Source organism: Flavobacterium sp. AC274, from assembly GCF_979258275.1.
Map to the genome: position 1 here is coordinate 4,300,205 of NZ_OZ409852.1, position 26,556 is coordinate 4,326,760.

Sequence of the window (26,556 nt, forward strand, 5' to 3'; positions counted from 1 at the left end):
AATGATTTTGGCAGAAAAACAGCGGTTAACAGTTTTAATCATTACTTACAACGAAGAGTCGAATATAAAAACACTTCTTGATGATTTGGCTTTTGCCGATGAGATAATTGTGGTAGATTCTTTTAGTACCGATAAAACTTTTGAGGTTGTATCAGGATTTAAAAATGTAAAAATATTTCAGCGCACATTTGATAATTTTGCCTTACAACGTAATTTTGCATTAAGTCTCGCCACAAATTCATGGATTCTTTTTATTGATGCCGATGAAAGATTGACGCCAAAACTTAAACAGGAAATAGATTTTACAATAAATCAAAAAGAAAGTGCTTCTGCTTATTTTGTTTATCGAAATTTTATGTTCAAAAACAAAAAAATACGTTTTAGCGGCTGGCAAACTGACAAAATCATCCGACTTTTCAAAAAAGAACATGCATATTATAATGTCAATAAAATTGTGCATGAAAAATTAATCGTAAACGGAAAAACTAAAAAATTAAAACATAAACTAAATCATTACTCGTATTCCAGTTACAATGAATATAAGCAAAAAATGATTTTTTATGGAAAATTAAAAGCACAGGAACAATTTATAAAAAACACAAAACCAAGCTTTTATCATTTCTATCTGCGCCCTGCTTATAAATTTTTAAATCAGTATTTTTTACGATTAGGAGTTCTGGATGGCCGAAAAGGAATTATTATATGTTATTTAAATGCTTTAAGCGTTTTTGTACGCTATCAGGAACTTAAAAAAATTATTAAACAAGCTAAGACTTCCAAAATTTAAGCTTCTTTTTCAGTCTTTTCTTTCTGGCGAATTCTTCTTGAAAATCTACCGTTGCTTTCCACATAGTGTCGAAAATTTCAGCTTCTGTTTTATCTTTATAAAACTTTGAGTATTCGTTACTCATAACTGCAATCATTTCTTTATGAGGCGTTAAGCGTCTAAAATTATTCATGCGTTGTTCAAAAGTCATATCGGCATGAAAGTTCATTCGGTTTAAATCAACCAGAAAAAAATCATATTTATTGTCAGTCGTTTTTTTGATTAAAGTATTTCCTGGTGAATGATCTAAAAACTCAACCCCTTTTTGATGTAAATCGAAAGTAAATTTCGAAAACTGTCTTAGTATATTATCATGATCCTGATAATCAGGAATTTCTACGAGTTCTCTATAAGTCAATTCAGTAATTAAATGCTCACTTGCATAATAACTGTCTTTTAACCCAATAGCATTAAAATTTTCAAGAAATGCAATTGGCTGCGGAGTTCCAATACCTTTTTCTAATAAAATAGTTGCAAATTCAAACGAACGTCTTGCTTTTGACTTTCGAAAATATTTGTAAGCAATTTTATTTACAATATTTGGTATTTTAAAAGATTTGATATTGATTGTTGTTCCGTTCAGTTCAAACAATTTTATTTTATTTCGATCACCATTTCCAAAAAGCTGACCCGAAGTCTGAAAATTATTGATAATTAGTTTTAAATTATTTTCTTCGGGTTTAAATTTTTCACTGATTTTTATAGACATAACGAGGAACTGTAATTATTACAGTTCAAAAATAACTAAATGTCTTTTAAAAACAATATTATTTGAGTTTCAAACTTATCTTGTCAGTTAACAAATTTTGCATCTAAAAAGTCTTCTTTCATTGTCGTTAAACTTTTTAATATAATTATGTGCTATCAATATTTTATTATGTGTTATATGAATATTAAGAAAAGAATAAATCTTGATAAATTGCTCGAAATAAATCAAAAATATATTGTGCAAAAGTTCAATTTTTAGTTCGATAAATGTCATTGGCACTATTGCCGGACTGAACAATAATAAATATTTATACTTTTTCTATCATCAAAAAGCCTCATTTAGGAATCAAAATTATTTATACGAAAAAAAAAATTACTGTCTGCTTTTCTAAAAAAGATTTACGATATATTTCATCAAATATCGTTTAAAGTCTAACAAATCTATGTATTGCATTTTAGACTTCATTTTTTTAGTGTATTTTTACCTCAAAAATTTACTTTCATGTCCTACACGAGCTGCACATTAATAACTCCTACATATAATTGGCCACAGGCCTTAGAATTATTGCTATTAAGCATATTAAATCAGACTGTTTTACCTAATGAGGTTATCGTTGCTGATGATGGATCGAGCGATGACACTAAAAAATTAATAAATACATTCCAAAAAACATTTCCAGTTCCCTTGATTCATATTTGGCATGAAGATATAAAAAACAGAAAGCCATGTATTATGAATAAAGCAATTGCTGCTGCAAAATATGATTACATTGTTGAGATTGATGGTGATATTATCATGAATAAATATTTTATTGAAGATCATTTAACTTTTGCTCAAAAAGGACATTACCTGTTTGGTTCACGTGTAAATATTCAAGAGAAGTTATTGCCTGAATTGTTTTCGAAAAAAATATTCATTTCGGTCTATTTTCCAAAGGAATTAAAAAAAGAGGCCGAACGATCCGAATACCTTTTCTTATGAATTTTGTAAAAAGTATTGATAAACGTTCCAGAAAACTCAGAGGTTGTAATATGTCTTTCTGGAAAGAAGATTTTATCAAAGTTAATGGCTTTAATGAAGGCCTGGTAGGCTGGGGAATGGATGATTCTGAAATGATTCAAAGACTGCATAACATTGGAATTAAAGGAAAAAGATTAAAATATTCTGGAATAGCTTATCATATTTATCATAAAGAGCAATCTAAGAGCCATCTCGAAATCAATAATGAAATTGAAAGGCAAACCATCGAAAAGGAACTTACTTTTATAGAAAAAGGAATTAATAAATATTTATGATGTTCGACATAGCCATAATTTTAATCAATTATAATTCCAGCGACCACAGTATCAATTGTATTCGATCTATAATTGAAAAAACTTCAAAAACCATTAATTATCAAATAATTATAACTGATAATTGTTCGAAGAAAGAAGATTATTTGAAACTAAAATTGTTTTGTGAACAAATAGATTTCACTAATCTGGAACTTCACAGAAACCGTATCAATACAGGTTTTGGTGCAGGAAACATGTTTGGAATTCAATTCGCCAATGCTAAATATCTAGCTATTGTAAACAATGATACATTATTTAAAAATGATTGTTTATTAATTGTTAAAAATGCTTTAGAAAAGAACGCTAATATTGGTATTGCCGGTGCGCAGGCATATAAAGAGAATGGAGATTTTTTAGGTTCATTAGATCATTTCGCATCTCCAATGAGAGAAATTTTAGGAAGAAATTTTCTAGAAACCATTAATCCAAAGAAATACCCAAAAAGAAAAAAACGGTATAAACAGCCATTACAAGTGGATTTTATTCCAGGAAGTTTTATGTTTCTTAGAGCTAAAGATTTTTATGATGCAGGAGGTTTTGATACAAATATTTTTCTTTATTATGAAGAAACTGATCTGTGCATCCGATTAGCTAATAGGTCCAAGTTTGCTTATTTAATCCCTGACGCAGAATTTATCCATCTTCACGGAGCGAGTACTGAAAAATCATTGGCAATCAAAAAAGAATTAAAAATTTCGTTGCTTTATATTATCCGAAAACATTATGGTTTATTTGGATATAAAATTGTTTTATACTTTTTAGTTCTAAAATATTTTTTTAGTAGCATTTTTAAACCTAAAAATTGGTCACTATTTTTTTTAATTTTAACTGGAGCTCCAATATCAAAATCACTGAAAACGAAGCAAATAATTACAGAATAAAAATGAACGAAGAAATAATAAATGCTTATGAAGTTATTAAAGAAGGCGGAATAATACTTTACCCAACAGATACTGTATGGGGAATTGGTTGTGATGCTACAAATCCTGAAGCTGTTGCCAAAATATACAAACTTAAACAGCGTGCCGAAACACAAAGCATGATTGTTTTGATGAATGGTGAAAAAATGATGTACAATGTTTTTAAAAATATTCCTGAAGTTGCCTGGCAGATTTTAGATTTGTCTGAGAAACCAACAACCTTAATTTTGGATGAACCAAGAAATGTCGCTCCAAATATTATTGCAGCAGATAATTCATTGGGAGTTCGTGTAGTAAAAGAACCTTTTTGCTTTAAATTATTAGAAAGAATGAAAAAACCATTGGTTTCGACTTCGGCTAATATTTCTGGGCAGCCCACTCCAATTGCATTTAAAGATATTAACCCTGAAATTGTTAAAGGTGTTGATTATGTTGTAAAATTAAATCAGGATAAAGTTGCAGGAAAACCTTCTACGATTATAAAACTAACAAATGATTCGCAGGTAAAAGTGATTCGTAAGTAATTTTAGATTTTAGAGTGTAGATTTTAGATTATAAAATCTATACTCTAAAAATCTTTGAACCTTTGCAACTCTGTCTCTTTGTCCCTTTTTAAAGAGTTTTCAAACTTTGAATTAGCCAGTCAATATCTTCTTTGGTATTATAATGACTAAATGAAATTCGGAGATTTGGTAATTTCAAATCCGTTTCCGAAAGCATTTCTTTTAAAACATGCGAAGGTTTTATACTTCCCGACTGGCAGGCGCTTCCTCTGGAAACAGCAATTCCTTTCATATCCAGACTAAATAATAACATCGAAGTTTTATCTTCAGAAAAAGGCAAAATAATATTGATGATATTATAAAAATCTTCTTTTCTACCGTTAATTCTAAAACCCGGAAAATGAATTTCTAATTGTTGAATAAGATACATTTTCAAGTCGGAAATATATTTTCTTTCTTCCTCCAAATTTTCATAGGAAACAGACAAGGCTTTTGCCATTCCGGCAATTTGATGTACCGCTTCGGTTCCTGCCCGAAGTCCTTTTTCCTGTTCTCCACCAAAAATTAGTGGCTGCAAACCTGAATTTTTACGAATAAAAACAAAACCAATTCCTTTTGGTCCATGAAATTTGTGCGCGCTTGCAACAATAAAGTCAACAGTAGTTTTTTGCAAATCGATTTCGGTTTTACCCACAGACTGAACAGTATCTGAATGAAATAAAGTATTGTATTGCCTGCAAATAACACTAACTCTGTCAAGATCTAAAATAGCACCTGTTTCGTTGTTTACGTGCATTAAACTGACAATCGTTTTTTTATCCTCAGATAATAAACTTGATAAATGGGTTAAATCGATACTTCCGTCATGATTTACATCAACATAATCAACCTGAATACCATAATCTGATTGTAAAGCTAAAACAGCATATAAAACCGCATGGTGTTCAATTTTTGAAGTTATAATACGGGTTACTTTTAAATCTTCAACTGCCGAACGAAGAATCCAGTTATCAGCTTCTGTACCGCCAGATGTAAATATAATTTCCTGTGCAGAACAATTTAACTGTTTAGCAATACTTTTTCTGGAAAGTTCTAAAATAGTTTTTCCATTTCGTCCAAAACTGTGCGTAGATGAGGGATTACCAAAATCTTCAGTCATCACTTTTGTCATTTCCTGAATAACTTCAGGTCGCATGGCTGTAGTTGAGGCGTTATCGAGATATACTTTTTTCATTGGTGCAAAGTTAAGAAATATCAATTGTGAATTCTTAAATATCATTTGCCAAATTTTTCACTATTTTTGACCCAAATAAAATTATGATGAGAAAATATGCAAGCTTACTGTTATTCGCTTTTTTATTAAATGGTTGCGATGATGGTGATATAACTGTTGATAACGTTGACTTTAGTACAATTACAAACTCTGCAAGCTGTACTGATGAGAATTTATTGGTTTATAAACTTAAAACTCAGGAATCATTACTATTACAAGTACCTGAAAATACTTTTCCTGAAAACCCAACACCCGTAGGCGTGCCAAATCAATACAATATTGACAATAGTAGTTACAGACTTGTTTACAGAGGTTATGACGGAACAATAGCAGGCACATACATTTGTAGTTTAATACCGCCAACATCACCTAAAGTTATCGATGAATGGTATGCTAAATCAGGGTTAATAGAAATAGAAACCGTACAAAAAGTAACAGAAGCCGACGCTAATAATGCTACGAGAATTAATGGATATAGTCATAACATTATAATTAAAAATGTTACTTATTCTGTTTCCGGTGTCGATGTAACTGTACCCGAAATTGTATTTGGAGACTTTTCTACAAAATTGGAAACCACATTAGATTTAACATTTGATGAAACAGCCGCACAATGTAGTACATCAGGACAAATTTATAATTTTATTGTATCTGGAGCAGCTATAACAATTGATGCTGTAGAATCTGGTTTAATTCAAAATACTGTTACTCCATTAAATCAGCCAAGAACTGCGGTAATAGGTGCTACCAATAATAAACTTTTATACCGAGTTTACAACAGTACTTTGACCGAAGATTATTTTTGCCAGACTACTACTCCATCTACTCCATCTTTAAAAGAAACATGGACTGGAGCTACAGACACAAATGGTTCTATTGAAGTAACAACTACTACCGATGGACCAAATGCATTTAAGCACACTATTGTACTTAAAAATGTAACACTTCAAAAAGGAAACAGCAGCTTTAGATTAGGGAACACTTTTGCAATTGGATCGTTTTCAACAAGTGTTACAAACTAAGACAATCCAGTTCTTTTCAAAGCTTTAAATTCTTACAAAAAAACATCCGTTTTTAAAATTGATTTCTCATCGAAATTGACTTTAAAAACGGATGTTTTTTTATGCTTTATTTTGAGTTTTTTCAATTCAATAAACAATCTCATTTATTACTTTGTCTAATATAAACTTCTGTTGCTCCCAATCCATATTTTTGATAATTGGCATCCTGAAAATCTATTCCGTCATAACGGCCTAATAAAAAGTCAAGTTCCGCTTTTAAGATTCCTTCGCCAACTCCGTGAATAAAAACAATTTTCGGAATTCGATTTCTAATCGCAAATTCGATGTGTCTTTTTGCTGTTTCTGTCTGCAGAGTCAAGATGTCATAATTTGACATTCCACGTTTATTAGGAACCAGTTTTTCAATATGCAAATCAAATTCCGGAGCAGCAATTTCGCGTTTATCTTTCTTTTCTTTTACAAAACTTCTCGGTTTTGGCTCCGTTTTCTCTTTCGAAATTTCTTCTAAATTAATTCTTTTAATAGAATTCATTAAATTACTGGAATCTTGCATTTTAAGTAATTCATTGACAAAAAATGTCATCAAAAACCCATCTTCAGTTTCGATCAAAACTTCCTTATTTTTTACAGAAACAACTGTTCCGTTTATGGCTTCGTCTAAAACAGAAACCTTATCTCCTTTATTCAACATCATGCTCCTCTTTTTCTTGATTTTTACTTGGCGTTTTTGCACTCAGCTGCATCATTCCATACATGAAAACTGCAATAGCAATTACCATAATATAGATATTTTTTTCTGCCGAAACCTGCTCATATAAGGCAACCGAAATGGCAAGTATCATTATTAAAATTTTAAAAGCTTTCATATTTTAAAGTATAAGAATCCAAAAGTATGAAACTTTAAAATACTAGTTCCTACCTCTTGAAATGTTATCGGATATTTTTTTGTAAAATTGTAAAAAATAATCACTTTGAATTTAGAGAAATTTATGCTGCCTTGTTTGTTCAAAACGCTGTTCGGAATCGAGTGTCTGGGCTGTGGTTTTCAACGCGCATTATTCTTACTTTTTCAGGGTGACTTTTTTGCTGCTTTTAAGATGTATCCGGCACTTTATTCTACCCTTTTATTTTTCGGATTTGGAGCTTTATATCTTTTCCAAAAATCAAAAAAAAATCAAAAAATGCTTTGGGTTTCGGCTGTCATAAATGGCCTATTTATGGTTGTCGGATATTACTTCAAACACTTTTATTTTTAATTTTTTAACCTGAATTATTTCTTAATCTGATTCAGAATATCGTTCATCATTTCGATTTGTACTTTCTGAATTTCGATTAATTCCTGTTGCTGGTGCATAATCATATGATCAATTTTATCATGAATCATTCTGATTTCCAATTCTGATTTTAGGTTGATCATATAATCTTTTTTGGCACGGGTTCTGTCTTTTTCTTCCTGACGATTTTGGCTCATCATAATTACCGGAGCCTGTAATGCCGCAATGCACGAAAGAATCAAATTCAGCAAAATAAACGGATAAGGATCAAATCCTTTGTTAACCAAAATATAAACATTTGAACTGATCCAAATGACAATAAAAAGCAAAAACGAAATTATAAAAGTCCAGCTTCCGCCAAAATCTGCCACTTTATCGGCTATTTTTTGACCAAAACTTCTAGTTTCTTCTTCATCTTCAACAATATTTACAATTGATTTATCTTCTTTTAAAGAAGTAATAACACTTTTTTCAAGATCAGATAATGTACCAATTTCTGTAGATAAATAATTTGAAACATATTTCTGGCGGTAGTCATTTAATTCTTTAACAGCAATAAAATCAGCATCACAAAAAGAAGGATGATCCTGAATAATAAGTCCTAAAATAGGATCATGGATAGATTTTCCTGAAACTTTTTCGTTTGCAGGAAAAGACAGGTTAGAAATAGCGCTCTTAAAAGTCTGATTATTTTTCATTTTTAATATATTTGACTGGCTAAATTACACATTTAACTTCTTAAGAATCATATAAATTATTGCCTTTCAAAAATCTTTTATTTATCACAAATAGAATTCTTAAAACAAAATTTCTTTAGTTAATTCGTGCCTTTATTTACAAAAAACGCCTTACTTTTAACGTTTCAAAATTATTCATCCAATTTTTATAATTGTGTCAAAAAATACCATCATAGAGAATATAAAAGCTTTAAAAAGCCATTTAAATATAAATTACGGAATCAAAACTAAAACTGAAGATTTTACCGAAAAGCTTTTTTATACTCTTTTTGATTCAAATGCGCCTTTAGACGAAAGTATAGACGAACTCGAAATACGTTTTAAGGAAATAGCTGTTCTGGCCTGTAAAAAGCCTCAAAATATGTGCGAATCTATCTGGGATCGTTTCCTGGAAAAATTGCCTGGTGTTCTGGAAAAACTAAATCAGGATGCAGAATATATCTTAGAAAATGATCCGGCATCAAATAGTATTGATGAAGTTTATTTAGGCTATCCCGGTTTTTATGCCATTGCGATTTACAGATTAAGCCATGAATTATATCAGCTTGATTTGTTATTGTTTTCGAGATTAATGAGCGAATATGCACACCGTATTACCGGAACCGATATTCATGCCGGTGCACAAATTGCTTCGCCATTTTTTATTGATCACGCAACAGGAATTGTTATTGGAGAAACTACCGTGATTGAAAAAAACGTAAAAATTTATCAGGGAGTTACACTTGGTGCATTGAGCGTAAGCAAGGAAATGAAAAATGCAAAACGTCATCCAACCGTAGAAAAAAATGTTTGCATTTATGCCAACGCTACTATTTTGGGTGGTCAGACTACAATTGGCAAAAACAGCATTATTGGCGGAAATGCATGGGTAACAAAATCTATTCCTGCAGGTTCTATTGTCATGAATACCACTACAACTGAAGTTAAAATAAAAGAAATAAAATAATGGGTCCACAGAAATTGCTAAACCTAATTGGAAATACTCCATTGATGGAAACTGTCAATTTGGTTAAAAATAAAAACGTAAAACTTTTACTGAAATTAGAAGGAAATAATCCGGGCGGAAGCGTAAAAGACAGAGCAGCTTACAATATGATTGCATCGGCTCTTGAAAGAGGTGACATTAAAAAAGGAGATAAACTAATTGAAGCTACAAGCGGAAATACCGGAATTGCTCTTGCAATGATTGCGCAATTGTTTCAAATTGAAATAGAACTGGTTTTACCCGAAGATTCTACAAAAGAACGTACTCAAACTATGCGTGCTTATGGCGCTACAGTAATTTTAACGCCTGCCAGCGAAGGAATTATTGGTTCGCGTGATTATGCTGATAAAAAAGTCGCTCAAGGTGGTTATTTGATGCTAAATCAGTTTGCAAATGATGATAACTGGAAAGCGCATTACAAAACTACAGGTCCGGAAATCTGGGATGATACTGACGGAACTGTAACGCATTTTGTTTCGGCAATGGGAACAACGGGAACTATCATTGGAACTTCGACTTATTTAAAAGAAAAAAATCCTGCCATTCAAATCATTGGTGCGCAGCCAAGCGACGGATCTCAAATTCCGGGAATCCGCAAATGGCCAAAAGAATATTTACCGAAAATTTTTGATGCTTCAAAAGTAGATACTGTTGTTGATGTAAGCGAAGAAGAAGCCAGAGAAATGACAAAAAGATTAGCTCTTGAAGAAGGCGTTTTCGCCGGAATGAGCAGCGGGGGTTCTGTTGCAGTTGCCCTAAAAATCGCCGAACAATTAGAATCAGGAGTTATTGTTGCCGTTATCTGCGACCGCGGCGACCGTTATTTATCTTCGGATTTATTTGATTGAGGAATTAGCCACTAAGTCGCTAAGGCACTAAGTTTCTAAGTTTCTTATTGAGCTAAAAAATCAGCAACTTAGAAACTCAAATTCTTACAACTTTAAAAAACCTGTGTTAATCTGCTCAATCCGTAAAATCTGTGGGCAAAAAAGACGAACTGCTGTGCGCCTCTACAAAAAACCTTTGAACCTTTGCTACTATGAACCTCTCAACCTTAAAGAAATGAACTACAGAAAACTAGGAAAAACAAACTTCAATATATCAGAAATCTCACTTGGTACCTGGCAAGTTGGAGGAAAATGGGGATCTGCGTTTGATAATAAAACAGCAGATGAACTTTTGAATACTGCAATTGATAACGGCGTTAATTTTATTGATACTGCCGATGTTTACGAAAATGGATTGAGCGAAACTGCCGTTGGGCGTGTCGTTCGTTCAAGATCTGAGCGTATATATGTGGCTACAAAATGTGGGCGACAAATTAATCCGCATGTAAATGAAGGTTATCAGCCAAAAGTGCTTCAGAAATATGTTGAAGACAGTTTAAAAAGAATGGGATTAGAAACACTGGACCTCATTCAGCTACACTGTCCTCCTACCGAAGTTTATTACCGACCTGAGATTTTCGAAATGTTTGATCGTTTAAAAGATCAGGGCAAGATTTTAAATCTTGGCGTAAGCGTCGAAAAAGTCGAAGAAGCTTTGAAAGCAATCGAATATTCGAATGTTACAACGGTTCAGATTATTTTTAATTTATTTCGTCAGCGTCCGTCGCAATTGTTTTTCTCAGAAGCCAGAAAAAAAGATATCGGAATAATTGCCAGAGTTCCCTTAGCAAGCGGACTTTTAACGGGTAAATTTGATGCAAAAACAACTTTTGAAGCAGATGATCATCGTAATTTTAATAGAAACGGAGAAGCCTTTGATAAAGGTGAAACTTTTTCGGGAATCGATTATAATTTAGGTTTGAAAGCTGTTGAAGAATTAAAAGCCTTATTTCCTGAAGCTGAAAATCTGGCTCCATACGCTTTACAATGGATTTTAAGTTTTGAAGATATTAGCTGTATTATTCCGGGAGCCTCAAAAACAAGTCATGTTTTGTCTAATTTATCAGTTTATGATCAGCCAAAATTAACTCCTGAAAAAATTTCGGCTATGAACGCTATTTATGAGGAATACATAAAACCTTCTGTTCACCACTTATGGTAGTTTTTTAAGGTTCTGAGATCCTAAGATACTAAGGAACTAAGTTTTTTTAGAACTTTGCTAGTAATCTTAGTACCTTAGCATCTCAGAATCTTAGTATCTTCCAAAAAAATGCTTACAAAATCAAATTTTAAAGAATGGTTTAACCGATATAAATATGCTGAATTAGCGAGTACAAGTGCTGCACTTTTAACATCACTTTTCAGTAAAATTTATAGCGGATTAACAACTGCATATTTGATTACGTTTGCAGAATATTTTGCTTTTTATGGTGTAATTATCTTTACTTCATACAGGAAATTAGCGAGGCAAAATAAGATTTTAGAAAAAACTACAACATTGAAAGATGTTATATCTCTTATAAAAAACCTGGCGTTAGAATTTGGATATCCTGCCTTTTTGGACTTTTTGGTAGTTCGCCCATTTTGCATGTATTGGATGCCGATTTTATGCGGAAATTATTTCTTCGGAATTATTCTTGGAAAAATTACAGCCGATTCTTGTTTTTATTTCTTCACAATTATCAACTATGAAATTATAAAAAGGAGGAAAAACTAAATTTCAAATACAATTTTAAATTCTGCTCCCCTGTTTTTACCTTCACTGGCAGCGGTTAATTCACCTTTGTTTCTTTCGATTATTTTTTTGCATAAATACAAACCAATTCCGGTTGAAGTTTCTTTTGCAGTTCCTAATCGGCTCATTTTGGTAAATTTCTTAAACAATTCATTAATTTGATTTTTATCAAAACCAATTCCGTTATCAGTAACAGTAATGATCAACTGGTCATTTTCAATGTACATTCTTACTTTAATTTCACTATCAAAATAAGAAAACTTAATAGCATTACTTATTAAGTTAACCAAAACCTGAATCAATAAACCTTCATCAATTCTAAGTTTAGCTTCTTCCAATTCTACACTTAGGCTTAATTTTATATTTTTATCCAATAAACGCTGCTCAACCTGTTCATTAATAAAGGGCAAAATATTCGGGAAAATAATCGTTTTCAATTCCTGATTCAGTCTTACAACCTGATCTTGTTCATTTAACAACTTAATAAAGTTTTCAATATATCTAAATTGCAAATCAGTCGATTCGCAAATTAAAGCAGCCATATCTTTTACAGATTGTGATGGATTTTCCTCAATAATTAATTTTGCCAGACCTTGCGGATTTCCTGCAAAGTTTTTCAAATCATGCGAAAGCATATAAATCAGATCCTGTTTTTCGTTGATAAAACTTTCGGCTTCATAAATAGATTCCTGAATATTACACATTAACAATCCCGCTTCATCAGAATATCCGGTTGGTAAAACAGATAATCTTCGATTGTTTCTGTAATCGTTCAAAGATTTTGATGCAATTGCTATAGGTTTTATCAATTGATTCAAAATCAACAATGTTATTAAAGTAGCCAACAAAGTCATTATCAAAGAAAAAACTAAAATAGAAGTTGGAGAGATAGCACTATTATAATAAAGGACAAAAAACAAAATTCCGATTAGAGGAATATGTATACCAATAAACGCAACAAATAAAAATTTGAAGGCATAACTCTTTTTTAAAAAGCTAATTTGTGAAAGCTTGTGGTACAACTTCATAAAAAAACAATACAAATAGGTTAAAAATGCAGCATTTGGGGATTGTTGCAAAGGCAAAGTTACCTTTTAAACGTTATTAAACTCAATAAATTGATAAAATTGGTAAAATATTTTGAAAATTAAATTTGTAAAAGTTTACAAACCCTTATTTTTGCGCTATGGGAAGAAAAAATACAGACAAAGTTGTCTTTCATCAAATTCCGGTTCTTGATGCCGGAGCAAAAGGAGTTTCAGTTGCGAAAGCTCCTGACGGAAAAGTAATCTTTATTCCGAATGTCGTGCCGGGAGATGTGGTTGACGTACAAACTTTCAAAAAAAGAAAGGCTTATTACGAAGGTAAAGCCGTAAAATTTCATGAGTTATCAGAACATCGCATTGAACCTATTTGCGATCATTTTGGAGTTTGTGGAGGTTGTAAATGGCAAAACATGAAATACAGCCAACAGCTGTATTACAAACAAAATGAAGTAAAAAATCACTTACAACGTATTGGAAAAGTTGAACTTCCTGAATTTGAAACTATTTTAGGTTCAGAAAAACAGTTTTTCTACAGAAATAAAATGGAATTTTCATTTTCTAACGCCCGTTGGTTAACCGAAAAAGAAATTGGAAGTACTGAAGATTTAGGAAACAGAAACGCACTGGGATTTCATATTCCGAAAATGTGGGATAAAATCCTTGATATCCAAAAATGTTATTTGCAGGAAGATCCTTCAAATGCGATCAGAAACGAAATTCGAGATTTTGCCAACGAACATAATCTGGCATTTTTTAACCCAAGAGAACAATCAGGTTTATTAAGAACTTTTATGATTCGTACTGCTTCAACGGGAGAAATCATGGTTTTAATTCAGTTCTTTGAAAATGACAAGAAAAATCGTGAACTTATTCTGGATCATTTATACGAGAAATTTCCGCAAATTACTTCATTGCAATATGTCGTAAATTCGAAGCAAAATGATACTATTTACGATCAGGATATAAAATTGTACAAAGGAAGAGATTATATTCTGGAAGAAATGGAAGGTTTGAAATTTAGCATCAATGCTAAATCATTTTACCAAACCAATTCTGATCAGGCATATGAATTGTACAAAATAACACGCGATTTTGCCGGACTTACAGGCGACGAAACTGTTTATGATTTATATACAGGAACAGGAACTATTGCTCAGTTCGTTTCTAAAAAAGCAAAAAAAGTAATTGGCGTAGAAAGTGTTCCGGAAGCAATCTTGGATGCTAAAGCAAATGCAGAACGCAATAATATTACAAATTGCGAGTTTTTTGTTGGTGACATGAAAGTAGTTTTCAATGAAGCTTTTATCGCACAGCATGGAAAACCTGACGTTATTATTACAGATCCGCCAAGAGATGGAATGCACAAAGACGTTATTGATCAAATCTTAAAAATTGCTCCTAAAAAAGTAGTTTACGTAAGCTGTAACTCGGCTACACAAGCACGCGATTTAGCTCTAATGGATGAAAAATACAAAGTAACCCGTGTTCGTCCGGTTGATATGTTCCCGCAAACGCATCATGTTGAAAATGTTGTACTTTTAGAACTTCGATAACTAAATTATAAATGAAAAAAATAATCTCATTTTTATTACTCTTTGCTTTTGGATTATCAAGTTGCGAGAAGGATGACATTTGTGACGCAAATACACCAACTACTCCCCGATTGATAATTTCGTTTTACGATATTAATAATCCAACTGTAAAGAAAAAAGTAACAAGATTAAAAGTAATTGGCGACGGACAAACGGAAGGAATCGTTTTCAACAAAAGTGCCCTTGATGACGAAAAGTACATTACCAGCGGTGATTCTATTGGTATTCCATTAAAAACAGATGAAGATACAGTCACTTATAGTTTTATTTTAAATTCAGATAATACAAATGCAGATTTGGTTAATACTGATAAATTAAAATTTAATTATACCAGGCAAAATGTGTATGTATCAAGAGCTTGTGGTTTTAAAACTATTTTTAAACTGGATACTCAAACACCTTACGAACAAACAGATCCTACCAGTGATGGTTTATGGATGCAAAATATCGCCCCAATAAATCTTAACATTGAATACGAAGATGAAACACACATTAAAGTATACTTTTAGTATTTGCTTATTGCTTTCAATGTTTTTGGTCAACGCCCAAGATTCTACAGCAACAAAAAAAATCGTTCAGGAAAAATCAAAAGCTGCAACAAAACCAGTAATTCAGGAAGCAAAAACTGATACTGTTGTTCCTCCAAAAACAAATCGTTATGGTTTGCGCGTGGGTGTCGATTTGTATAAACTAACCCGTGGTTTATATGATAAAGATTATAAAGGAATTGAAATTGTAGGTGATTTTCGTTTAACGAAAAAATACTACATAGCGGCAGAACTTGGTTTTGAAGATAAAACTACAGACGACGACAGATTAAATTCTACCGCAACAGGGACATATATTAAAGGTGGTTTTGATTATAACCTATACCAAAACTGGCTTGATATGGAAAACATCATAAGCATAGGTTTACGTGGTGGTTTTAGTACCTTTAGCCAGCAATTGAACAGTTATAAAATATATAACGCAAATCCTTATTGGGGTCAAGAACCTGCAATTGCTGCGGGACAAAAATTTGATGGCCTAACAGCAGGATGGCTTGAAGTTACAGCAGGTTTAAAAGCAAAAGTTTTTAATAATGTATTCGTAGGTTTCTCTGTTCAGTTAAAGCTTTTGGTAGCCAATAAAACACCTGATGGCTTTGATAATCTTTATATTCCAGGTTTCAACAGGACATATGATGGTAATTTCGGAATTGGATTTAACTATACTGTTTCTTACTTTATTCCGCTTTATAAGAAAAAAGTAATTATACCTGAAATTCAAAAAAGCAGTCCAAAGAAATAATTTTTACAAATAAATAAAAGCCACTAATTCACGAATTGATTATTTAATTCGTGAATTAGTGGCTTTTAAATTTTATATTTTTTAATTAAGACAATTGAAATTCAACTGCGGCTTTTGAATGAATCAGAGTTGTATCAAAAACAGGAACATCAACATCTTCAGGTAAAATCACTAGCGGAATTTCGGTACATCCTAAAATAATACCCTCAGCTCCTCTTTTTATTAATTCGCTTGCAATTTCCAGATAACGTTTTTTGGTTTCGGGAGTTACAAGTCCTTTTCCTAATTCTTCAAAAATGGTGGTGTGAATAAAATCTTTATCATTTTCACTTTCCGGAATAATAGCTTCAATTCCCTGAGCGATAAGTTTATCTTTAAAAAATCCAGTTCCATTGTAAATTTGGTTCCCAATAAACCCACTTTTTTAAGATTTTGCTTCTGAATTTCTTTCGCTGTTTCTGTAGCAATATGAATTATTGGTAAATCAATAGCTTCTTCAAGTTTATCAGCAATTAAATGCATGGTATTAGCACATAAAATAATGGCTTCTGCTCCACCTGCTTTTAAAAACTGGCTGCCTTTTAAAAGCATCTTAAAAGTCGAATCCCAATCGTTGTTTTCGTTATTCTTTTTTATATCAGCATAATTGAAAGAATAAAGTAAACATTCTGAGAAGTTTAAATCTCCCATTTTCTCATTTATTCCCTGATTTATAAGTTTGTAGTAATCTGCTGTAGAAACCCAGCTAATTCCACCTATAAGTCCAATTATCTTCATAAATAACTATCTTTTAAATATTACTTAATTATTTTTAACGCAGAGAACGCAAAGGTTTTTCGCAGAGTTCACTAAGATTTAAGTTGTATATACACAATTTAAGTTCGCAAAGCATTGTGTAAATATTTTTTCACGCAGATTTTAAAAAGATTTAAGCAAATGCACGCAGATAATTATCTAAATTTTAATCTGCAAAATCTGCGTGAAAAAAAATCTTTATAATCCTTTGTGGCTAACTAAATTAACCTATTTCTCTAATTCCTTTTATAAAAATCCATTTCATAAACAGCTTTTCACCGTCTTTTGTTTTTACCGCCTGAAATTTAGGCGAAATCAAAGTCGCCACAATAAAAGCCGTCATCGGAATCCAAAGTCCGGTTAATTGTGTATACGTTGCGACCAAAAAGCGACCTAAAATAAATAAAATCGCGAAACATCCTAATTGATATAAAAAAGCTCTTACTTGTAGTTTTGACATTTTTTTGTTTTTAAAGGTTCAAAGTTACAGAGGTGCAAAGGTGCAAAGAAAAACCTTTGTCGCTTTGAATCTCTGTCTCTTTGTACCTAATTTATTCAGAAACCTGAAACTTCGTTCTCTTACTTCCTTCGTACATTTCGTATTTTACCAAACGGGCTTCAAGACTTGCGTTGAAAAGTTTAATTTTTCTTGAAGGTTTTAATCCCACAAATTTTAGTGCTTCAAGATTTGCCGTGATAAACCAGGCATTTGTTCCCGGGTAACTTTTCTTTAAAGTATCACCAATATTTTTGTAGAATTCTTCCATATGAATATCCAGACGCTCATCATAAGGCGGATTGAAAACCATGTGCAATTTTCCTTCAACAGCTTTTTCAGTATCAAAAAAGTTATCTTCAGAAATAGTAACGTAATCGTCAAGATTGGCATTTTTGATATTGTCTTTGGCTTTGTTAACAGCACTTGGAGCTTTATCAAAACCTTTAATAGTATAATGAAACTCTTTTGTTTTTTTCATTAAACTGTTTACAATCTGATCGAATAAATCATTATCCCAGTCTTTCCATTTTTCAAAAGCAAATTCTTTTCTATTGATATTTGCCGGAATATTACAAGCGATCATAGCTGCTTCTGCAAGAAAAGTTCCAGATCCGCACATTGGGTCTAAGAAGTGACTTTGTCCTTCCCAACCTGATAACAACAAAATTCCTGCTGCCAAAACTTCATTGATTGGCGCAATATTCGTAGCCGTTCTGTAACCACGCTGATGCAATGAATTCCCTGAAGTATCCAAAGCCACCGAAACCTGATCTTTATCGATATGAACGTTGATTCTTAAATCAGGAAAAGCTTTATCAATACTTGGGCGTTGTCCCGTTCTTTCTCTAAACTGATCCACAATTGCATCTTTACATTTTTGAGAAACGAATTCTGAGTGATTAAAATATGTTGAATGCACTGTAGCATCAATAACAAAAGTTTGGTTGGCGTTTAATAGCTTAGACCAGTTTACACCCGAAATTCCTTTATATAAAGCCTGTTCGTTATTAGCTCTAAATGAGTAAATTGGTTTTAAAACTTTAAGTGCTGTTCTTAGCGATAAATTGGCTTTGTACATAAAACCTTTATCACCTTTAAAACTCACCATCCTTACCCCTTTCTCGACATCCTGCGCACCAAGATCACGCAATTCTTTTTCTAATATTTCCTCAAAACCAAAAAAACATTTGGCTATCATTCTAAAATTTTCTTCCATCTTTATTTTTGTTTAAAAAAAACTCCGATCGCATACACACATCTGATTATTCAGGTATCGTCACGAAATAGTTATTTTTCGGCAAAAATACACTAAATTTGCCGGACTTTGAATTAATTGAAATAGAATAAATGTCTGAAGCACCAAACTCATCAACACCAAATCAGGAGCGTAACACAGAAAACTGGTTTACATCATGGTTTGATACTCCGTATTATCACATTCTTTATAAAGACCGAAATTACAGAGAAGCGCAGATTTTTATGGATAATCTTACGCATTATTTAAACCTGCCCGAAAAAGCAAAAGTTCTTGATTTAGCTTGCGGAAAAGGGCGCCATTCTATTTATTTAAATCAACTTGGTTTTAATGTTTTAGGAGCAGATTTATCTGAAAACAGTATTGCCGAAGCCAATAAAAACAGCAACGAAACCCTGCATTTTAAAGTGCATGATATGCGCGAACCTTTTGAAGAAAAATTCGACGCAATTTTTAATCTGTTTACCAGTTTTGGTTATTTCGAAAGTGACGATGACAATCTAACGACCTTAAAAGCCATTAAGGAAAGTTTATCAGAATATGGCTTTGCCGTAATTGATTTCATGAATGTTAATCAGGTAATTGAAACCCTGGTACCAGAAGAAACTAAAACTGTTGAAGACATCGATTTTAAAATAAAAAGATATGTTCAGGACGGTCATATTTTTAAGGAAATAGATTTTGAAGATCAAGGCAGAAAATACCATTTTACCGAAAAAGTAAAAGCTTTAACCCTAAAAGATTTTGAAGAATTAATGGCCGAAGCCGGAATTTTTCTATTGGATATTTTTGGAGACTACAAACTCAAAAAATTCCACAAAACCGAAAGCGAACGATTAATCATGATTTTTAAATAAATTGGTGAATCGTTTAATTGTTTAACCGTTTAATCGCTAAGCAAAAAAACAATTAACCGATTAAACGAATCAACGATTAAACAATAAAGATGAACTATTTATTACCCTTATTTTCTGTACTTCTGGGCTATGCTGTGGCTTTGTTTTTAAAACCAAAAAACAAAACCAATCTAAAACTATTATTGGCATTTAGTGGTTCTTTTTTATTATCGTTAACCGTAATGCATTTATTGCCTGAAGTTTACGAATCTCACAATCACAATATTGGTTTATTTATTATGATTGGGATTTTATTTCAGATCATTCTGGAGTTTTTCTCAAAAGGTGCCGAACACGGACACGTTCACGGGCATGCACAAATGTCTCAAATTCCGTGGTTATTATTTATTAGTTTGTGCATTCATGCTTTTCTTGAAGGTTTTCCGGTAAGCCATCATCATGGTTTAGCGGTTGGAATTGCGATTCATCATTTGCCAATTGCCGTGATTTTAACCACGTTTTTCATCAACGCAAGTTTAAACAAAAAAGCCATTTTTGCTTTTATGCTTACTTTCGCCATTATGACGCCGCTTGGTACAATTGCTTCAGAATATTTACCCGTTTTAAATCACTATTATACTGAAATTACAGCCATTGTAATTGGTATTTTATTTCATATTTCATCGACTATTATTTTTGAAAGCAGCGAAGGACATAAATTCAATATCGCCAAAGTCTCCATGATCGTTCTCGGAATTTTATTGGCATTTCTATTATAATAAGGGCGTGACCAAATTCACAAAAGGCGCTATTTAACAAGCCGCTTATGAGCGCCTTTTGCAAATTCGGTCGGGCTATCCGCTCCGCCGCGGCGGATTGCTCCTATCCCTCACGCAACAAAACAAAAGAACATCCAGTGCATCCATTTTCATAATTCAATTATCTAATTGACTAATTTTCTAATTTATCTAATTAGTTTCCAGTTCTCTTTTTCTCCTCTTGATTTCCAAAAGCTCTCTCCTTCACATTTATCTTTTTGTTTCCAAAATTATAAACCACAGACAAACGTACAAATCGATTGCTCTCTTTTTGGTCATAAACTTGTTTTACACCATTAACAACAGAAGTAAAATCTTTTAAGTAAGACGTATTAAAAATATCATTTGCTAAAAATGCAATCTGCATCGTTTTATTAAACAAATCCTGTTTAAAACCAATATCAAAACTTGATGTATATCCCACTTCATACAAACCACTTTTAAAAGGTGTGCTGTACGCAAAGTCAATTTGCAGCTTTGTAGTTTTCCCTAATATAAAAGTATTATTTGTCGAAAAATCAATTTGTAAACTATTTGATGGCGTTGCATCGATATCTTTAATAAATTCAGTTTTTGCCCCTAAAAAGTATAATGAATTTTCGCTTGACCACCAATCTGCAAAAGTTGCCGAATAACTCTCTCCAATTCCGTAGCTCAAATTTTTAAAATAATTCTCACGTGTTACAATTTGTGTATTTGTTTCAGGATTTGAAGTAAATAAAACACCGTAACCATTTGTAACAGAATTAATAAAAACACTTGTTCTCAGGATTTCTTTATAAGAATGTGCAAACTCAAAATTATCACTAAAAGAAGGTTTCAAAAACGGATTTCCTTCAGAATAACTATTACTACTAATGTAAATTCTAAACGGATTTAGTAAATCAAAACGAGGTCTGTTGATTCTTTTTCCATAATTTAAACTGAATGTATTATTTTCATTTTTCTTGTAAGAAGCATAAAATGTTGGAAACAACTTCAAATAATTGTTTTCTGTCGTTTGATTCATCGTTTCAGAAAACCCATTTGTCTGTGTATTTTCCAATCTTAATCCTAATTGAAAATTCCATCTTTCATTCAGTTTTTTATCTGCATTTATATAAATCGCCTGATTATTTTCGGTGTATTTAAATCGGTTTGATTGGTTTAGATCTAGTTCAGGGTTTCCCGAAATTGTATTGTAATAAAGTACATCGCTAATGCTATTTGTAAAACTCATTTTTGCGCCGTAAGACAAATTGATCGCCTGAAACGGATGCTCCATATCAGCCTTAAAACTGCAATTGTCAATATCCTGATTCGAAATATTTCTTCCCGCCTGATTTACATCTGTAAATATCATATCTGGCGTATAATTATTAGCTATAAAATTTCTGTCGAATTTTGAATCGTAATTAAAATAATCCACATCAAAAGATAGTTTTCTTTTTAAAGAATCCAGTTTAGTGATCAAATGTGCGTTATAAGTTTGATTTCCTGATCCTCTATCGGTATTACTTTTATTCAACGTAATTTTGTCCAATTGATTTTGAGTATTGTAGTTATGAATCGAAATATCCGATTTAAAATCAGGATTGTTTCTGTCATTCAAATATTGAAAACCAATCGTAGTACGCTCAGAAAGGTCATAATCTAAAGCCAATTTTCCGGAAAGGTTTTCCGTTTTTACCTTCGTTACACTTTTCATATGCGAAAGTCCGTCAGGAAAATATATCTTTAAATCGTCAGTAGCATTTATATAACCCGTTTTTGCATTTACGCTGGCAGAAAATCTAAACTTGTTTTTATTGTAAAAGAAATTATCTCTTAAAGTAGAAACACCAAATTTGTTTTGATCGTAAGAAACTGTCGTCGTATTTTTCCAGGAATCACGAACTCCTTTTTTCATAATAATATTAATCAGTCCGCCAGTTCCTTCAGCGTCATATTTTGCCGGCGGATTGCTGATAATTTCAATATTCTTAATATCACTTGCCGATATCGATTTTAAAAAACTATTCAGTTCTTCGCCTGTTAGTTCAATAATTCTTCCGTCAATCATAACTCGCGAAGTTCCTTTTCCTAATATATTGATCGTGTTATTCTGCACCACAACGCCAGGCGCGGTGTTAATAGCACTTAACGCATCTCCTCCAACATTAGTAACATTATTTTCAAGATTGTAAACCAAACGATCTGTTTTCTGTTCGACTGTTTTCTTTTTGGATTGAACGACAACTTCGACTAAATTGTTTGTATTTTCTTTTAGGATGATGGTTCCCAAATCAATATCCTTTTCTATTGAAATTTCTTTTTCGTATTCTTCAAATCCCAAAAGACTAATATTTATTTTATAAGAACCATTTTTAAGATTGAATTCAAAAGTTCCATCTTGTTTGGTTGTCGTTCCGTCAATAATTTTCCCTTCTAAATTTGATATTGAAACATCAGCCCATTCTAAGGAAGCTATTTCGTTTGTTATTTTTCCTTTTAATTTTAATGTTGATTGTGCTATACAAAATAAAGGCAATAATAAAAAGATAAGGAGGTTTGGTTTTTTCATGATTTCTAATTTTTAAACTTGTTTCGATTAATTTGAAGCAAAGTTGCCTTAGAAATTTTCCGGAATCGACCGACAAAAAAAAGTCGAACCATTTTCTATTGAAGAATTTGGTTCGACTTTATTGCGTGTGACGTACGACTTTTTACAAAACCTTTATTATGAAGCGTTTCGGTAAGCTGTCGGCGTTAAATTCGTGTATTTTTTAAAAGAAGTATTAAACGAAGATTTGGAGTTAAAACCTACTTCATATAAAATTTCTAAAACCGTAAGCTGATTTTTAGACTGATCTTTCAAAATATTCATTGCTTTTTGAATGCGATATTCATTCACAAAGTCAAAAAAGTGCTGATCCATTTTATGATTAATCAAAACCGATAAATCCCGAACCGGAATATCAATTTGATTGGCCAATTCCTGAATCGTAAGCGACGGATCAAGAAAAGGTTCTTTCTCCGCCATATATTGTTTCAAAGTCGAAATTTGACCCGTAATCAAATCATCCTGAACATTTGTTGAAACAGATTTATCATCAACTTCCGGCAGAATCTCTTTTGTTAGTTTTAGTTTAGAATTAACTCCTCTAAAAAGTTCTGGATGATTGAGCGCTTTCATTATAAACCAACAGGTTATAAACAAAGCGATACTTCCTACAAGTACATTTGCCCAAACAAATATTTCCCTAAATCCGCTGTAACGCAATACATTTTTTAATGCCACAATTGAATGTGCAGTAAGAAACACACAAGTAATCTGAAAAAGCCATTTATAAGTTGCTGCACTCGGATTTGCATAATTTTCTAAATAGATATCACGATATTTTTTTAAAATCAAAAATACGCTGACAATGTAAAATATATATTGAAATTCAATTAAAATCTGGATAAAATAAATCTCAGGCAATTGATTAAACCTTGAAAGAAAAGTATCTTTATCTGTGTCAAGGTTTAAATAAATTCCAGGAATAAAAACTAAATTGACAACTATAAAGGGCAGTAAATGCACTAAATGTTTCCATTGTAATCTAAAATCAGAATAACAAACCGCCAGTACAAAAAGATAAAACAAAGGCATTCCGAATAAACATGCAGTTGACCTGAAAATCTCCCAATTTAATTGAGTTCTCGTTACAGTAGTAATAAAAAATCCACTGAGATCGACAGCCGAGAAAATAAAGAACCAGGCAAATAATCTGTTCGCCAATTTATTTTCGGTTTTAACCGTTAATAAAAAAAAGGCCAGCAGTAAAGAAACAAAAACAGAGATCTTACCAATCCCTTGCAGAAAATCTAATTTATCCATTCTCTTTTATTAATTAACAAATATAATATTTTAGTTCTTTTAACAAGATTCTAAAACTAGTTTCCTCAAAAGAAAAGTCAACAAAAAAAGATTAAAAATCTTTATGAGTTTGGCTTGTACTTTTTCCTGATTTGGAATAAAAAAGTTTAATTTTGGAGGATAACTATTTCGACAAAAAATGACGTTTATAAAAACCACAGAACAAGCATCAAAATACGAACATTTAGAAAAAATGTCGGTTCATGAATTGCTTATTAATATTAATAATGAAGACAAAACCGTTCCAAATGCGGTTGAAAAAGCAATTCCTCAAATCGAAGCTTTAGTGGCTCAAGTTGTTGCTAAATTAAAATTAGGAGGAAGAATTTTTTACATCGGAGCTGGAACTTCAGGGCGTTTAGGCGTTGTTGATGCTTCAGAATGTCCGCCAACTTTTGGTGTTCCGTTTGATTTGGTAAACGGAATTATTGCCGGTGGCGACACCGCAATTCGTCGTGCTGTAGAAAATGCCGAAGACAATGCAACTCAAGCCTGGATTGATTTACAGGCTAATAATATTGGCGCAAATGACGTCGTTATCGGGATCGCTGCTTCTGGAACAACGCCTTATGTTATTGGTGGTTTAGAAACTTGCAATCAAAATAATATCCTTACGGGATGTATTACCAATAATGCGGGAAGTCCGCTGGCTTTAACGGCTCAGTTTCCTGTTGAAGTTGTGGTTGGTCCTGAATTCGTTACCGGAAGTTCGAGAATGAAAGCCGGAACTGCTCAGAAATTGGTTCTAAATATGATTTCGACTGCAGCCATGATTCAGCTTGGAAAAGTAAAAGGAAATAAAATGGTCGATATGCAATTGAGTAACATCAAATTGGTAGATCGTGGCGTAAAAATGATTATGGGAGAAATTCCGGTTTCATATGAAGAAGGTTCTAAATTATTGAAAAAATATGGCAGTGTTAGGAATGCTGTTGATAATTATAATAAGTAAAAAGGTTTTATCTAGAATGTTTGCTTAACTGCATGATTTTTACCGCAAAGTTCGCAATCCCGATAGCAATCGGGATTCGCAGAGATCACAAAGCTTTGAGTTAAAAAAAGTTTTTTAAGATCGCAAAGTTGATGTCGATCTTTGTCAAAGTTTAGAACTTTGACAAAGATTTCGCAAAGTAAAACCTGAAACTAAAAAAACCTGAAACCTGAAACTTTTCAAAACAAAAATTAAAAAATGGCAACAAATAAAGAATTACTGGGAAAAGGAATTAAATATCTATCAGGTTCATTGCCGCTATTATTTATTGGACCTTCCTTAATATATAATGCTTTTCAGAATCAGCATACAAACTGGCATTATCTGGTTTTAGGAATTGGAATTGTAGCTTGTTTAAGTGCTATGTTTTTGATTTTTTATGGATTGAAAATTATTATGAAGGGTTTGTTTAATGACTAATTTGTATCTTAAAAAAACATATGAATTGGAGAAGAATGAAAACCGAAAAAAAAGATGTTAATGATAATTACAATTTAGAAATTGAAAATTCATTAAAAAATATAAAAGAAGGTAAATTTTATACTGAAGATCAAGCCAAAGAAATTGCTAAAAAATGGGCAAGGAAATAATTTGGTGTATTTAGCAATCTAAAATAACATATAATACACCCTCAAAAACCTAAAAAACATTCATGGAAAGCCTAATTCACATTCAGAAAACATTCGAGAAAGTCGTTTATATCGACAAAAAAATAAACAATCGGGAGTTTGAAGATTGTGTATTTAAAAACTGTGATTTCTCAAACAGTAATTTTGGTTATAACACTTTTTTAGACTGTGAATTCATTGATTGTAATTTGTCTATGACAAGTTTATTCAGCACGAGTTTAAAGAATGTGACTTTCAAAAATTGTAAACTTCTTGGAATCGCTTTTAACGAATGTGATGATTTTTTGTTTCAGGTTTATTTTGAAGAATGTACTTTGGATTATGCTATTTTTTCGAATAAAAAAATGCCTAAAACCAAGTTTATAAATTGTTCGGTTAGAGAAGTAACTTTTATCGGTACCAATTTAACAAGTTCGGTTTTTGATAATTGCAATCTGGAAGGTGCTATTTTTAACGATACACAATTGGCTGCGGTGAATTTTAAAACTGCCTATAATTATAAAATAGATCCGGAATTTAATCCGATGAGGAAAGCGCAATTTTCGAATGATGGAATTGTGGGACTTTTAGACAAATATGATATTAAAATTGTTTGATTACGTTGAGTTATGTCGCCTCTACGAGGCTGAATCCTCTGGATATAAATAATTTTCTATAAATATTACACTCCTAAAGGAGTTTATTTTCAGTGGTTTGATTACAAAATTCTAATAAAGCGCC

Annotated in this window: 30 protein-coding genes and 1 pseudogene; 20 read left to right on the forward strand and 11 right to left on the reverse strand. The window is 32.1% G+C overall.

Annotated elements, in window-relative coordinates:
• Position 1: 1 nt before the first annotated feature.
• Positions 2-787 carry a glycosyltransferase family 2 protein gene (locus tag ACZZZT_RS19475; protein ID WP_463461618.1) on the forward strand — a complete coding sequence of 262 codons (786 nt, stop codon included), beginning with the start codon at positions 2-4 and terminating at the stop codon, positions 785-787.
• On the opposite strand, the gene ACZZZT_RS19480 is transcribed toward ACZZZT_RS19475, so the two are convergent.
• On the reverse strand, positions 768-1,535 hold the full coding sequence (locus tag ACZZZT_RS19480) for a Kdo domain containing protein (protein WP_463461619.1): 768 nt from the start codon (positions 1,533-1,535) through the stop codon (positions 768-770). The genes ACZZZT_RS19475 and ACZZZT_RS19480 overlap by 20 nt on opposite strands.
• 501 nt (positions 1,536-2,036) lie before the next feature.
• On the opposite strand from ACZZZT_RS19480, the gene ACZZZT_RS19485 reads away from it, so the two are divergent.
• Genes ACZZZT_RS19485 through ACZZZT_RS19500 form a run of 4 tightly spaced genes read left to right on the forward strand, consistent with a single transcriptional unit; the run spans position 2,037 to position 4,313 of the window.
• Entirely contained in the window at positions 2,037-2,516 is a 480-nt protein-coding gene (locus ACZZZT_RS19485) for a glycosyltransferase (protein ID WP_463461620.1), read from the forward strand.
• Positions 2,513-2,830: a galactosyltransferase-related protein gene (locus ACZZZT_RS19490; RefSeq protein WP_463461621.1), complete on the forward strand. Its 318-nt coding sequence runs from the start codon at positions 2,513-2,515 to the stop codon at positions 2,828-2,830. Before ACZZZT_RS19485 ends, ACZZZT_RS19490 begins: the two co-directional genes overlap by 4 nt.
• A complete protein-coding gene (locus ACZZZT_RS19495) occupies positions 2,830-3,750 on the forward strand; it encodes a glycosyltransferase family 2 protein (RefSeq protein WP_463462470.1) in 921 nt (306 codons plus the stop codon). Before ACZZZT_RS19490 ends, ACZZZT_RS19495 begins: the two co-directional genes overlap by 1 nt.
• Positions 3,751-3,752: 2 nt before the next feature.
• Positions 3,753-4,313: an L-threonylcarbamoyladenylate synthase gene (locus ACZZZT_RS19500; protein WP_463461622.1), complete on the forward strand. Its 561-nt coding sequence runs from the start codon at positions 3,753-3,755 to the stop codon at positions 4,311-4,313.
• 88 nt (positions 4,314-4,401) lie between these two features.
• On the opposite strand, the gene ACZZZT_RS19505 is transcribed toward ACZZZT_RS19500, so the two are convergent.
• On the reverse strand, positions 4,402-5,526 hold the full coding sequence (locus ACZZZT_RS19505; protein WP_463461623.1) for a cysteine desulfurase family protein: 1,125 nt from the start codon (positions 5,524-5,526) through the stop codon (positions 4,402-4,404).
• 83 nt (positions 5,527-5,609) lie between these two features.
• Between ACZZZT_RS19505 and ACZZZT_RS19510 the strand changes: the two genes are divergently transcribed.
• Positions 5,610-6,587 (forward strand): hypothetical protein, encoded by a 978-nt coding sequence (locus ACZZZT_RS19510; RefSeq protein WP_463461624.1) that lies wholly within the window; start codon positions 5,610-5,612, stop codon positions 6,585-6,587.
• Positions 6,588-6,726: 139 nt separating this feature from the next.
• On the opposite strand, the gene ACZZZT_RS19515 is transcribed toward ACZZZT_RS19510, so the two are convergent.
• Both ACZZZT_RS19515 and ACZZZT_RS19520 read right to left on the reverse strand, forming a co-directional pair.
• The gene (locus ACZZZT_RS19515) at positions 6,727-7,278 is read right to left on the reverse strand and encodes a Smr/MutS family protein (protein WP_463462471.1); all 552 of its coding nucleotides are present in this window, start codon (positions 7,276-7,278) and stop codon (positions 6,727-6,729) included.
• The gene (locus tag ACZZZT_RS19520; RefSeq protein ID WP_073393544.1) at positions 7,268-7,453 is read right to left on the reverse strand and encodes a hypothetical protein; all 186 of its coding nucleotides are present in this window, start codon (positions 7,451-7,453) and stop codon (positions 7,268-7,270) included. The genes ACZZZT_RS19515 and ACZZZT_RS19520 overlap by 11 nt, the downstream gene beginning before the upstream one ends.
• A 123-nt stretch (positions 7,454-7,576) precedes the next feature.
• Here ACZZZT_RS19520 and ACZZZT_RS19525 point away from each other — a divergent pair, with 123 nt between their 5' ends.
• Positions 7,577-7,843 (forward strand): DUF2752 domain-containing protein, encoded by a 267-nt coding sequence (locus tag ACZZZT_RS19525; protein ID WP_089075948.1) that lies wholly within the window; start codon positions 7,577-7,579, stop codon positions 7,841-7,843.
• Between the two features lie 14 nt (positions 7,844-7,857).
• Here the strand turns inward: ACZZZT_RS19525 and ACZZZT_RS19530 are convergent, their stop codons facing one another.
• Positions 7,858-8,559 carry a DUF1003 domain-containing protein gene (locus ACZZZT_RS19530; protein ID WP_463461625.1) on the reverse strand — a complete coding sequence of 234 codons (702 nt, stop codon included), beginning with the start codon at positions 8,557-8,559 and terminating at the stop codon, positions 7,858-7,860.
• A gap of 193 nt (positions 8,560-8,752) precedes the next feature.
• Here ACZZZT_RS19530 and epsC point away from each other — a divergent pair, with 193 nt between their 5' ends.
• The 4 genes from epsC (at position 8,753) to ACZZZT_RS19550 (ending at position 12,187) form a co-directional block, all read left to right on the forward strand.
• The gene (epsC, locus tag ACZZZT_RS19535; protein WP_463461626.1) at positions 8,753-9,544 is read left to right on the forward strand and encodes a serine O-acetyltransferase EpsC; all 792 of its coding nucleotides are present in this window, start codon (positions 8,753-8,755) and stop codon (positions 9,542-9,544) included.
• Entirely contained in the window at positions 9,544-10,431 is an 888-nt protein-coding gene (cysM, locus tag ACZZZT_RS19540; protein WP_463461627.1) for a cysteine synthase CysM, read from the forward strand. The genes epsC and cysM overlap by 1 nt, the downstream gene beginning before the upstream one ends.
• A gap of 214 nt (positions 10,432-10,645) precedes the next feature.
• On the forward strand, positions 10,646-11,632 hold the full coding sequence (locus tag ACZZZT_RS19545; protein WP_463461628.1) for an aldo/keto reductase: 987 nt from the start codon (positions 10,646-10,648) through the stop codon (positions 11,630-11,632).
• A gap of 108 nt (positions 11,633-11,740) precedes the next feature.
• Positions 11,741-12,187, forward strand: coding sequence for a hypothetical protein (locus ACZZZT_RS19550; RefSeq protein WP_073393534.1), 447 nt, complete (start codon positions 11,741-11,743; stop codon positions 12,185-12,187).
• Here the strand turns inward: ACZZZT_RS19550 and ACZZZT_RS19555 are convergent.
• Entirely contained in the window at positions 12,184-13,059 is an 876-nt protein-coding gene (locus ACZZZT_RS19555) for a sensor histidine kinase (protein ID WP_463462472.1), read from the reverse strand. The genes ACZZZT_RS19550 and ACZZZT_RS19555 overlap by 4 nt on opposite strands.
• Before the next feature lie 332 nt (positions 13,060-13,391).
• Between ACZZZT_RS19555 and rlmD the strand changes: the two genes are divergently transcribed.
• The 3 genes from rlmD to ACZZZT_RS19570 are packed head-to-tail and all read left to right on the forward strand — an operon-like array spanning position 13,392 to position 16,133.
• Positions 13,392-14,804, forward strand: a complete 1,413-nt coding sequence (rlmD, locus tag ACZZZT_RS19560; RefSeq protein ID WP_042564165.1) for a 23S rRNA (uracil(1939)-C(5))-methyltransferase RlmD — start codon at positions 13,392-13,394, stop codon at positions 14,802-14,804.
• An 11-nt stretch (positions 14,805-14,815) separates the two neighbouring features.
• Positions 14,816-15,352, forward strand: a complete 537-nt coding sequence (locus ACZZZT_RS19565; protein ID WP_463461629.1) for a DUF6452 family protein — start codon at positions 14,816-14,818, stop codon at positions 15,350-15,352.
• Positions 15,324-16,133, forward strand: coding sequence for a DUF6048 family protein (locus ACZZZT_RS19570; RefSeq protein WP_463461630.1), 810 nt, complete (start codon positions 15,324-15,326; stop codon positions 16,131-16,133). Before ACZZZT_RS19565 ends, ACZZZT_RS19570 begins: the two co-directional genes overlap by 29 nt.
• Before the next feature lie 85 nt (positions 16,134-16,218).
• On the opposite strand, the pseudogene ACZZZT_RS19575 reads toward ACZZZT_RS19570, so the two are convergent.
• The 3 genes and pseudogenes from ACZZZT_RS19575 to ACZZZT_RS19585 all read right to left on the reverse strand — a co-directional run bounded on the left by ACZZZT_RS19575 (position 16,219) and on the right by ACZZZT_RS19585 (position 18,643).
• Positions 16,219-16,910: pseudogene (locus tag ACZZZT_RS19575) on the reverse strand (aspartate/glutamate racemase family protein).
• Positions 16,911-17,151: 241 nt separating this feature from the next.
• Entirely contained in the window at positions 17,152-17,388 is a 237-nt protein-coding gene (locus ACZZZT_RS19580) for a hypothetical protein (RefSeq protein WP_042564161.1), read from the reverse strand.
• Positions 17,389-17,479: 91 nt separating this feature from the next.
• Positions 17,480-18,643, reverse strand: coding sequence for a THUMP domain-containing class I SAM-dependent RNA methyltransferase (locus ACZZZT_RS19585; protein ID WP_042564160.1), 1,164 nt, complete (start codon positions 18,641-18,643; stop codon positions 17,480-17,482).
• A 131-nt stretch (positions 18,644-18,774) separates the two neighbouring features.
• Between ACZZZT_RS19585 and ACZZZT_RS19590 the strand changes: the two genes are divergently transcribed.
• Positions 18,775-19,539 (forward strand): class I SAM-dependent methyltransferase, encoded by a 765-nt coding sequence (locus tag ACZZZT_RS19590; protein WP_042564159.1) that lies wholly within the window; start codon positions 18,775-18,777, stop codon positions 19,537-19,539.
• Positions 19,540-19,628: 89 nt separating this feature from the next.
• Positions 19,629-20,297: a ZIP family metal transporter gene (locus tag ACZZZT_RS19595; RefSeq protein ID WP_463461631.1), complete on the forward strand. Its 669-nt coding sequence runs from the start codon at positions 19,629-19,631 to the stop codon at positions 20,295-20,297.
• A gap of 193 nt (positions 20,298-20,490) precedes the next feature.
• On the opposite strand, the gene ACZZZT_RS19600 is transcribed toward ACZZZT_RS19595, so the two are convergent.
• Both ACZZZT_RS19600 and ACZZZT_RS19605 read right to left on the reverse strand, forming a co-directional pair.
• On the reverse strand, positions 20,491-22,878 hold the full coding sequence (locus ACZZZT_RS19600; RefSeq protein ID WP_463461632.1) for a TonB-dependent receptor: 2,388 nt from the start codon (positions 22,876-22,878) through the stop codon (positions 20,491-20,493).
• 156 nt (positions 22,879-23,034) lie between these two features.
• Positions 23,035-24,177 carry a helix-turn-helix domain-containing protein gene (locus ACZZZT_RS19605; RefSeq protein WP_073393520.1) on the reverse strand — a complete coding sequence of 381 codons (1,143 nt, stop codon included), beginning with the start codon at positions 24,175-24,177 and terminating at the stop codon, positions 23,035-23,037.
• Between the two features lie 178 nt (positions 24,178-24,355).
• On the opposite strand from ACZZZT_RS19605, the gene murQ reads away from it, so the two are divergent.
• The 4 genes from murQ to ACZZZT_RS19625 all read left to right on the forward strand — a co-directional run bounded on the left by murQ (position 24,356) and on the right by ACZZZT_RS19625 (position 26,432).
• Positions 24,356-25,168 (forward strand): N-acetylmuramic acid 6-phosphate etherase, encoded by an 813-nt coding sequence (murQ, locus tag ACZZZT_RS19610; RefSeq protein WP_463461633.1) that lies wholly within the window; start codon positions 24,356-24,358, stop codon positions 25,166-25,168.
• 237 nt (positions 25,169-25,405) lie between these two features.
• On the forward strand, positions 25,406-25,627 hold the full coding sequence (locus ACZZZT_RS19615) for a DUF6095 family protein (protein ID WP_042564154.1): 222 nt from the start codon (positions 25,406-25,408) through the stop codon (positions 25,625-25,627).
• Positions 25,628-25,662: 35 nt separating this feature from the next.
• Complete coding sequence (locus tag ACZZZT_RS19620) at positions 25,663-25,797, forward strand: hypothetical protein (RefSeq protein WP_463461634.1); 135 nt, start codon at positions 25,663-25,665, stop codon at positions 25,795-25,797.
• Between the two features lie 62 nt (positions 25,798-25,859).
• Positions 25,860-26,432, forward strand: a complete 573-nt coding sequence (locus ACZZZT_RS19625) for a pentapeptide repeat-containing protein (protein WP_042564152.1) — start codon at positions 25,860-25,862, stop codon at positions 26,430-26,432.
• Positions 26,433-26,556 lie beyond the last annotated feature (124 nt).

Coding starts and splice junctions, on each gene's coding strand:
- ACZZZT_RS19475 (WP_463461618.1), top strand. CDS start 2: ATGATTTTGGCAGAAAAACAGCGGTTAACAGTTTTAATCATTACTTAC.
- ACZZZT_RS19520 (WP_073393544.1), bottom strand. CDS start 7,453: ATGAAAGCTTTTAAAATTTTAATAATGATACTTGCCATTTCGGTTGCC.
- ACZZZT_RS19565 (WP_463461629.1), top strand. CDS start 14,816: ATGAAAAAAATAATCTCATTTTTATTACTCTTTGCTTTTGGATTATCA.
- ACZZZT_RS19615 (WP_042564154.1), top strand. CDS start 25,406: ATGGCAACAAATAAAGAATTACTGGGAAAAGGAATTAAATATCTATCA.
- ACZZZT_RS19500 (WP_463461622.1), top strand. CDS start 3,753: ATGAACGAAGAAATAATAAATGCTTATGAAGTTATTAAAGAAGGCGGA.
- ACZZZT_RS19550 (WP_073393534.1), top strand. CDS start 11,741: ATGCTTACAAAATCAAATTTTAAAGAATGGTTTAACCGATATAAATAT.
- ACZZZT_RS19530 (WP_463461625.1), bottom strand. CDS start 8,559: ATGAAAAATAATCAGACTTTTAAGAGCGCTATTTCTAACCTGTCTTTT.
- ACZZZT_RS19510 (WP_463461624.1), top strand. CDS start 5,610: ATGATGAGAAAATATGCAAGCTTACTGTTATTCGCTTTTTTATTAAAT.
- ACZZZT_RS19480 (WP_463461619.1), bottom strand. CDS start 1,535: ATGTCTATAAAAATCAGTGAAAAATTTAAACCCGAAGAAAATAATTTA.
- ACZZZT_RS19620 (WP_463461634.1), top strand. CDS start 25,663: ATGAAAACCGAAAAAAAAGATGTTAATGATAATTACAATTTAGAAATT.
- ACZZZT_RS19585 (WP_042564160.1), bottom strand. CDS start 18,643: ATGGAAGAAAATTTTAGAATGATAGCCAAATGTTTTTTTGGTTTTGAG.
- ACZZZT_RS19495 (WP_463462470.1), top strand. CDS start 2,830: ATGTTCGACATAGCCATAATTTTAATCAATTATAATTCCAGCGACCAC.
- ACZZZT_RS19485 (WP_463461620.1), top strand. CDS start 2,037: ATGTCCTACACGAGCTGCACATTAATAACTCCTACATATAATTGGCCA.
- murQ (WP_463461633.1), top strand. CDS start 24,356: ATGACGTTTATAAAAACCACAGAACAAGCATCAAAATACGAACATTTA.
- ACZZZT_RS19625 (WP_042564152.1), top strand. CDS start 25,860: ATGGAAAGCCTAATTCACATTCAGAAAACATTCGAGAAAGTCGTTTAT.
- ACZZZT_RS19590 (WP_042564159.1), top strand. CDS start 18,775: ATGTCTGAAGCACCAAACTCATCAACACCAAATCAGGAGCGTAACACA.
- ACZZZT_RS19515 (WP_463462471.1), bottom strand. CDS start 7,278: ATGTTGAATAAAGGAGATAAGGTTTCTGTTTTAGACGAAGCCATAAAC.
- ACZZZT_RS19580 (WP_042564161.1), bottom strand. CDS start 17,388: ATGTCAAAACTACAAGTAAGAGCTTTTTTATATCAATTAGGATGTTTC.
- ACZZZT_RS19555 (WP_463462472.1), bottom strand. CDS start 13,059: ATGACTTTGTTGGCTACTTTAATAACATTGTTGATTTTGAATCAATTG.
- ACZZZT_RS19570 (WP_463461630.1), top strand. CDS start 15,324: ATGAAACACACATTAAAGTATACTTTTAGTATTTGCTTATTGCTTTCA.
- rlmD (WP_042564165.1), top strand. CDS start 13,392: ATGGGAAGAAAAAATACAGACAAAGTTGTCTTTCATCAAATTCCGGTT.
- ACZZZT_RS19490 (WP_463461621.1), top strand. CDS start 2,513: ATGAATTTTGTAAAAAGTATTGATAAACGTTCCAGAAAACTCAGAGGT.
- ACZZZT_RS19525 (WP_089075948.1), top strand. CDS start 7,577: ATGCTGCCTTGTTTGTTCAAAACGCTGTTCGGAATCGAGTGTCTGGGC.
- ACZZZT_RS19605 (WP_073393520.1), bottom strand. CDS start 24,177: ATGGATAAATTAGATTTTCTGCAAGGGATTGGTAAGATCTCTGTTTTT.
- ACZZZT_RS19600 (WP_463461632.1), bottom strand. CDS start 22,878: ATGAAAAAACCAAACCTCCTTATCTTTTTATTATTGCCTTTATTTTGT.
- ACZZZT_RS19595 (WP_463461631.1), top strand. CDS start 19,629: ATGAACTATTTATTACCCTTATTTTCTGTACTTCTGGGCTATGCTGTG.
- ACZZZT_RS19505 (WP_463461623.1), bottom strand. CDS start 5,526: ATGAAAAAAGTATATCTCGATAACGCCTCAACTACAGCCATGCGACCT.
- cysM (WP_463461627.1), top strand. CDS start 9,544: ATGGGTCCACAGAAATTGCTAAACCTAATTGGAAATACTCCATTGATG.
- ACZZZT_RS19545 (WP_463461628.1), top strand. CDS start 10,646: ATGAACTACAGAAAACTAGGAAAAACAAACTTCAATATATCAGAAATC.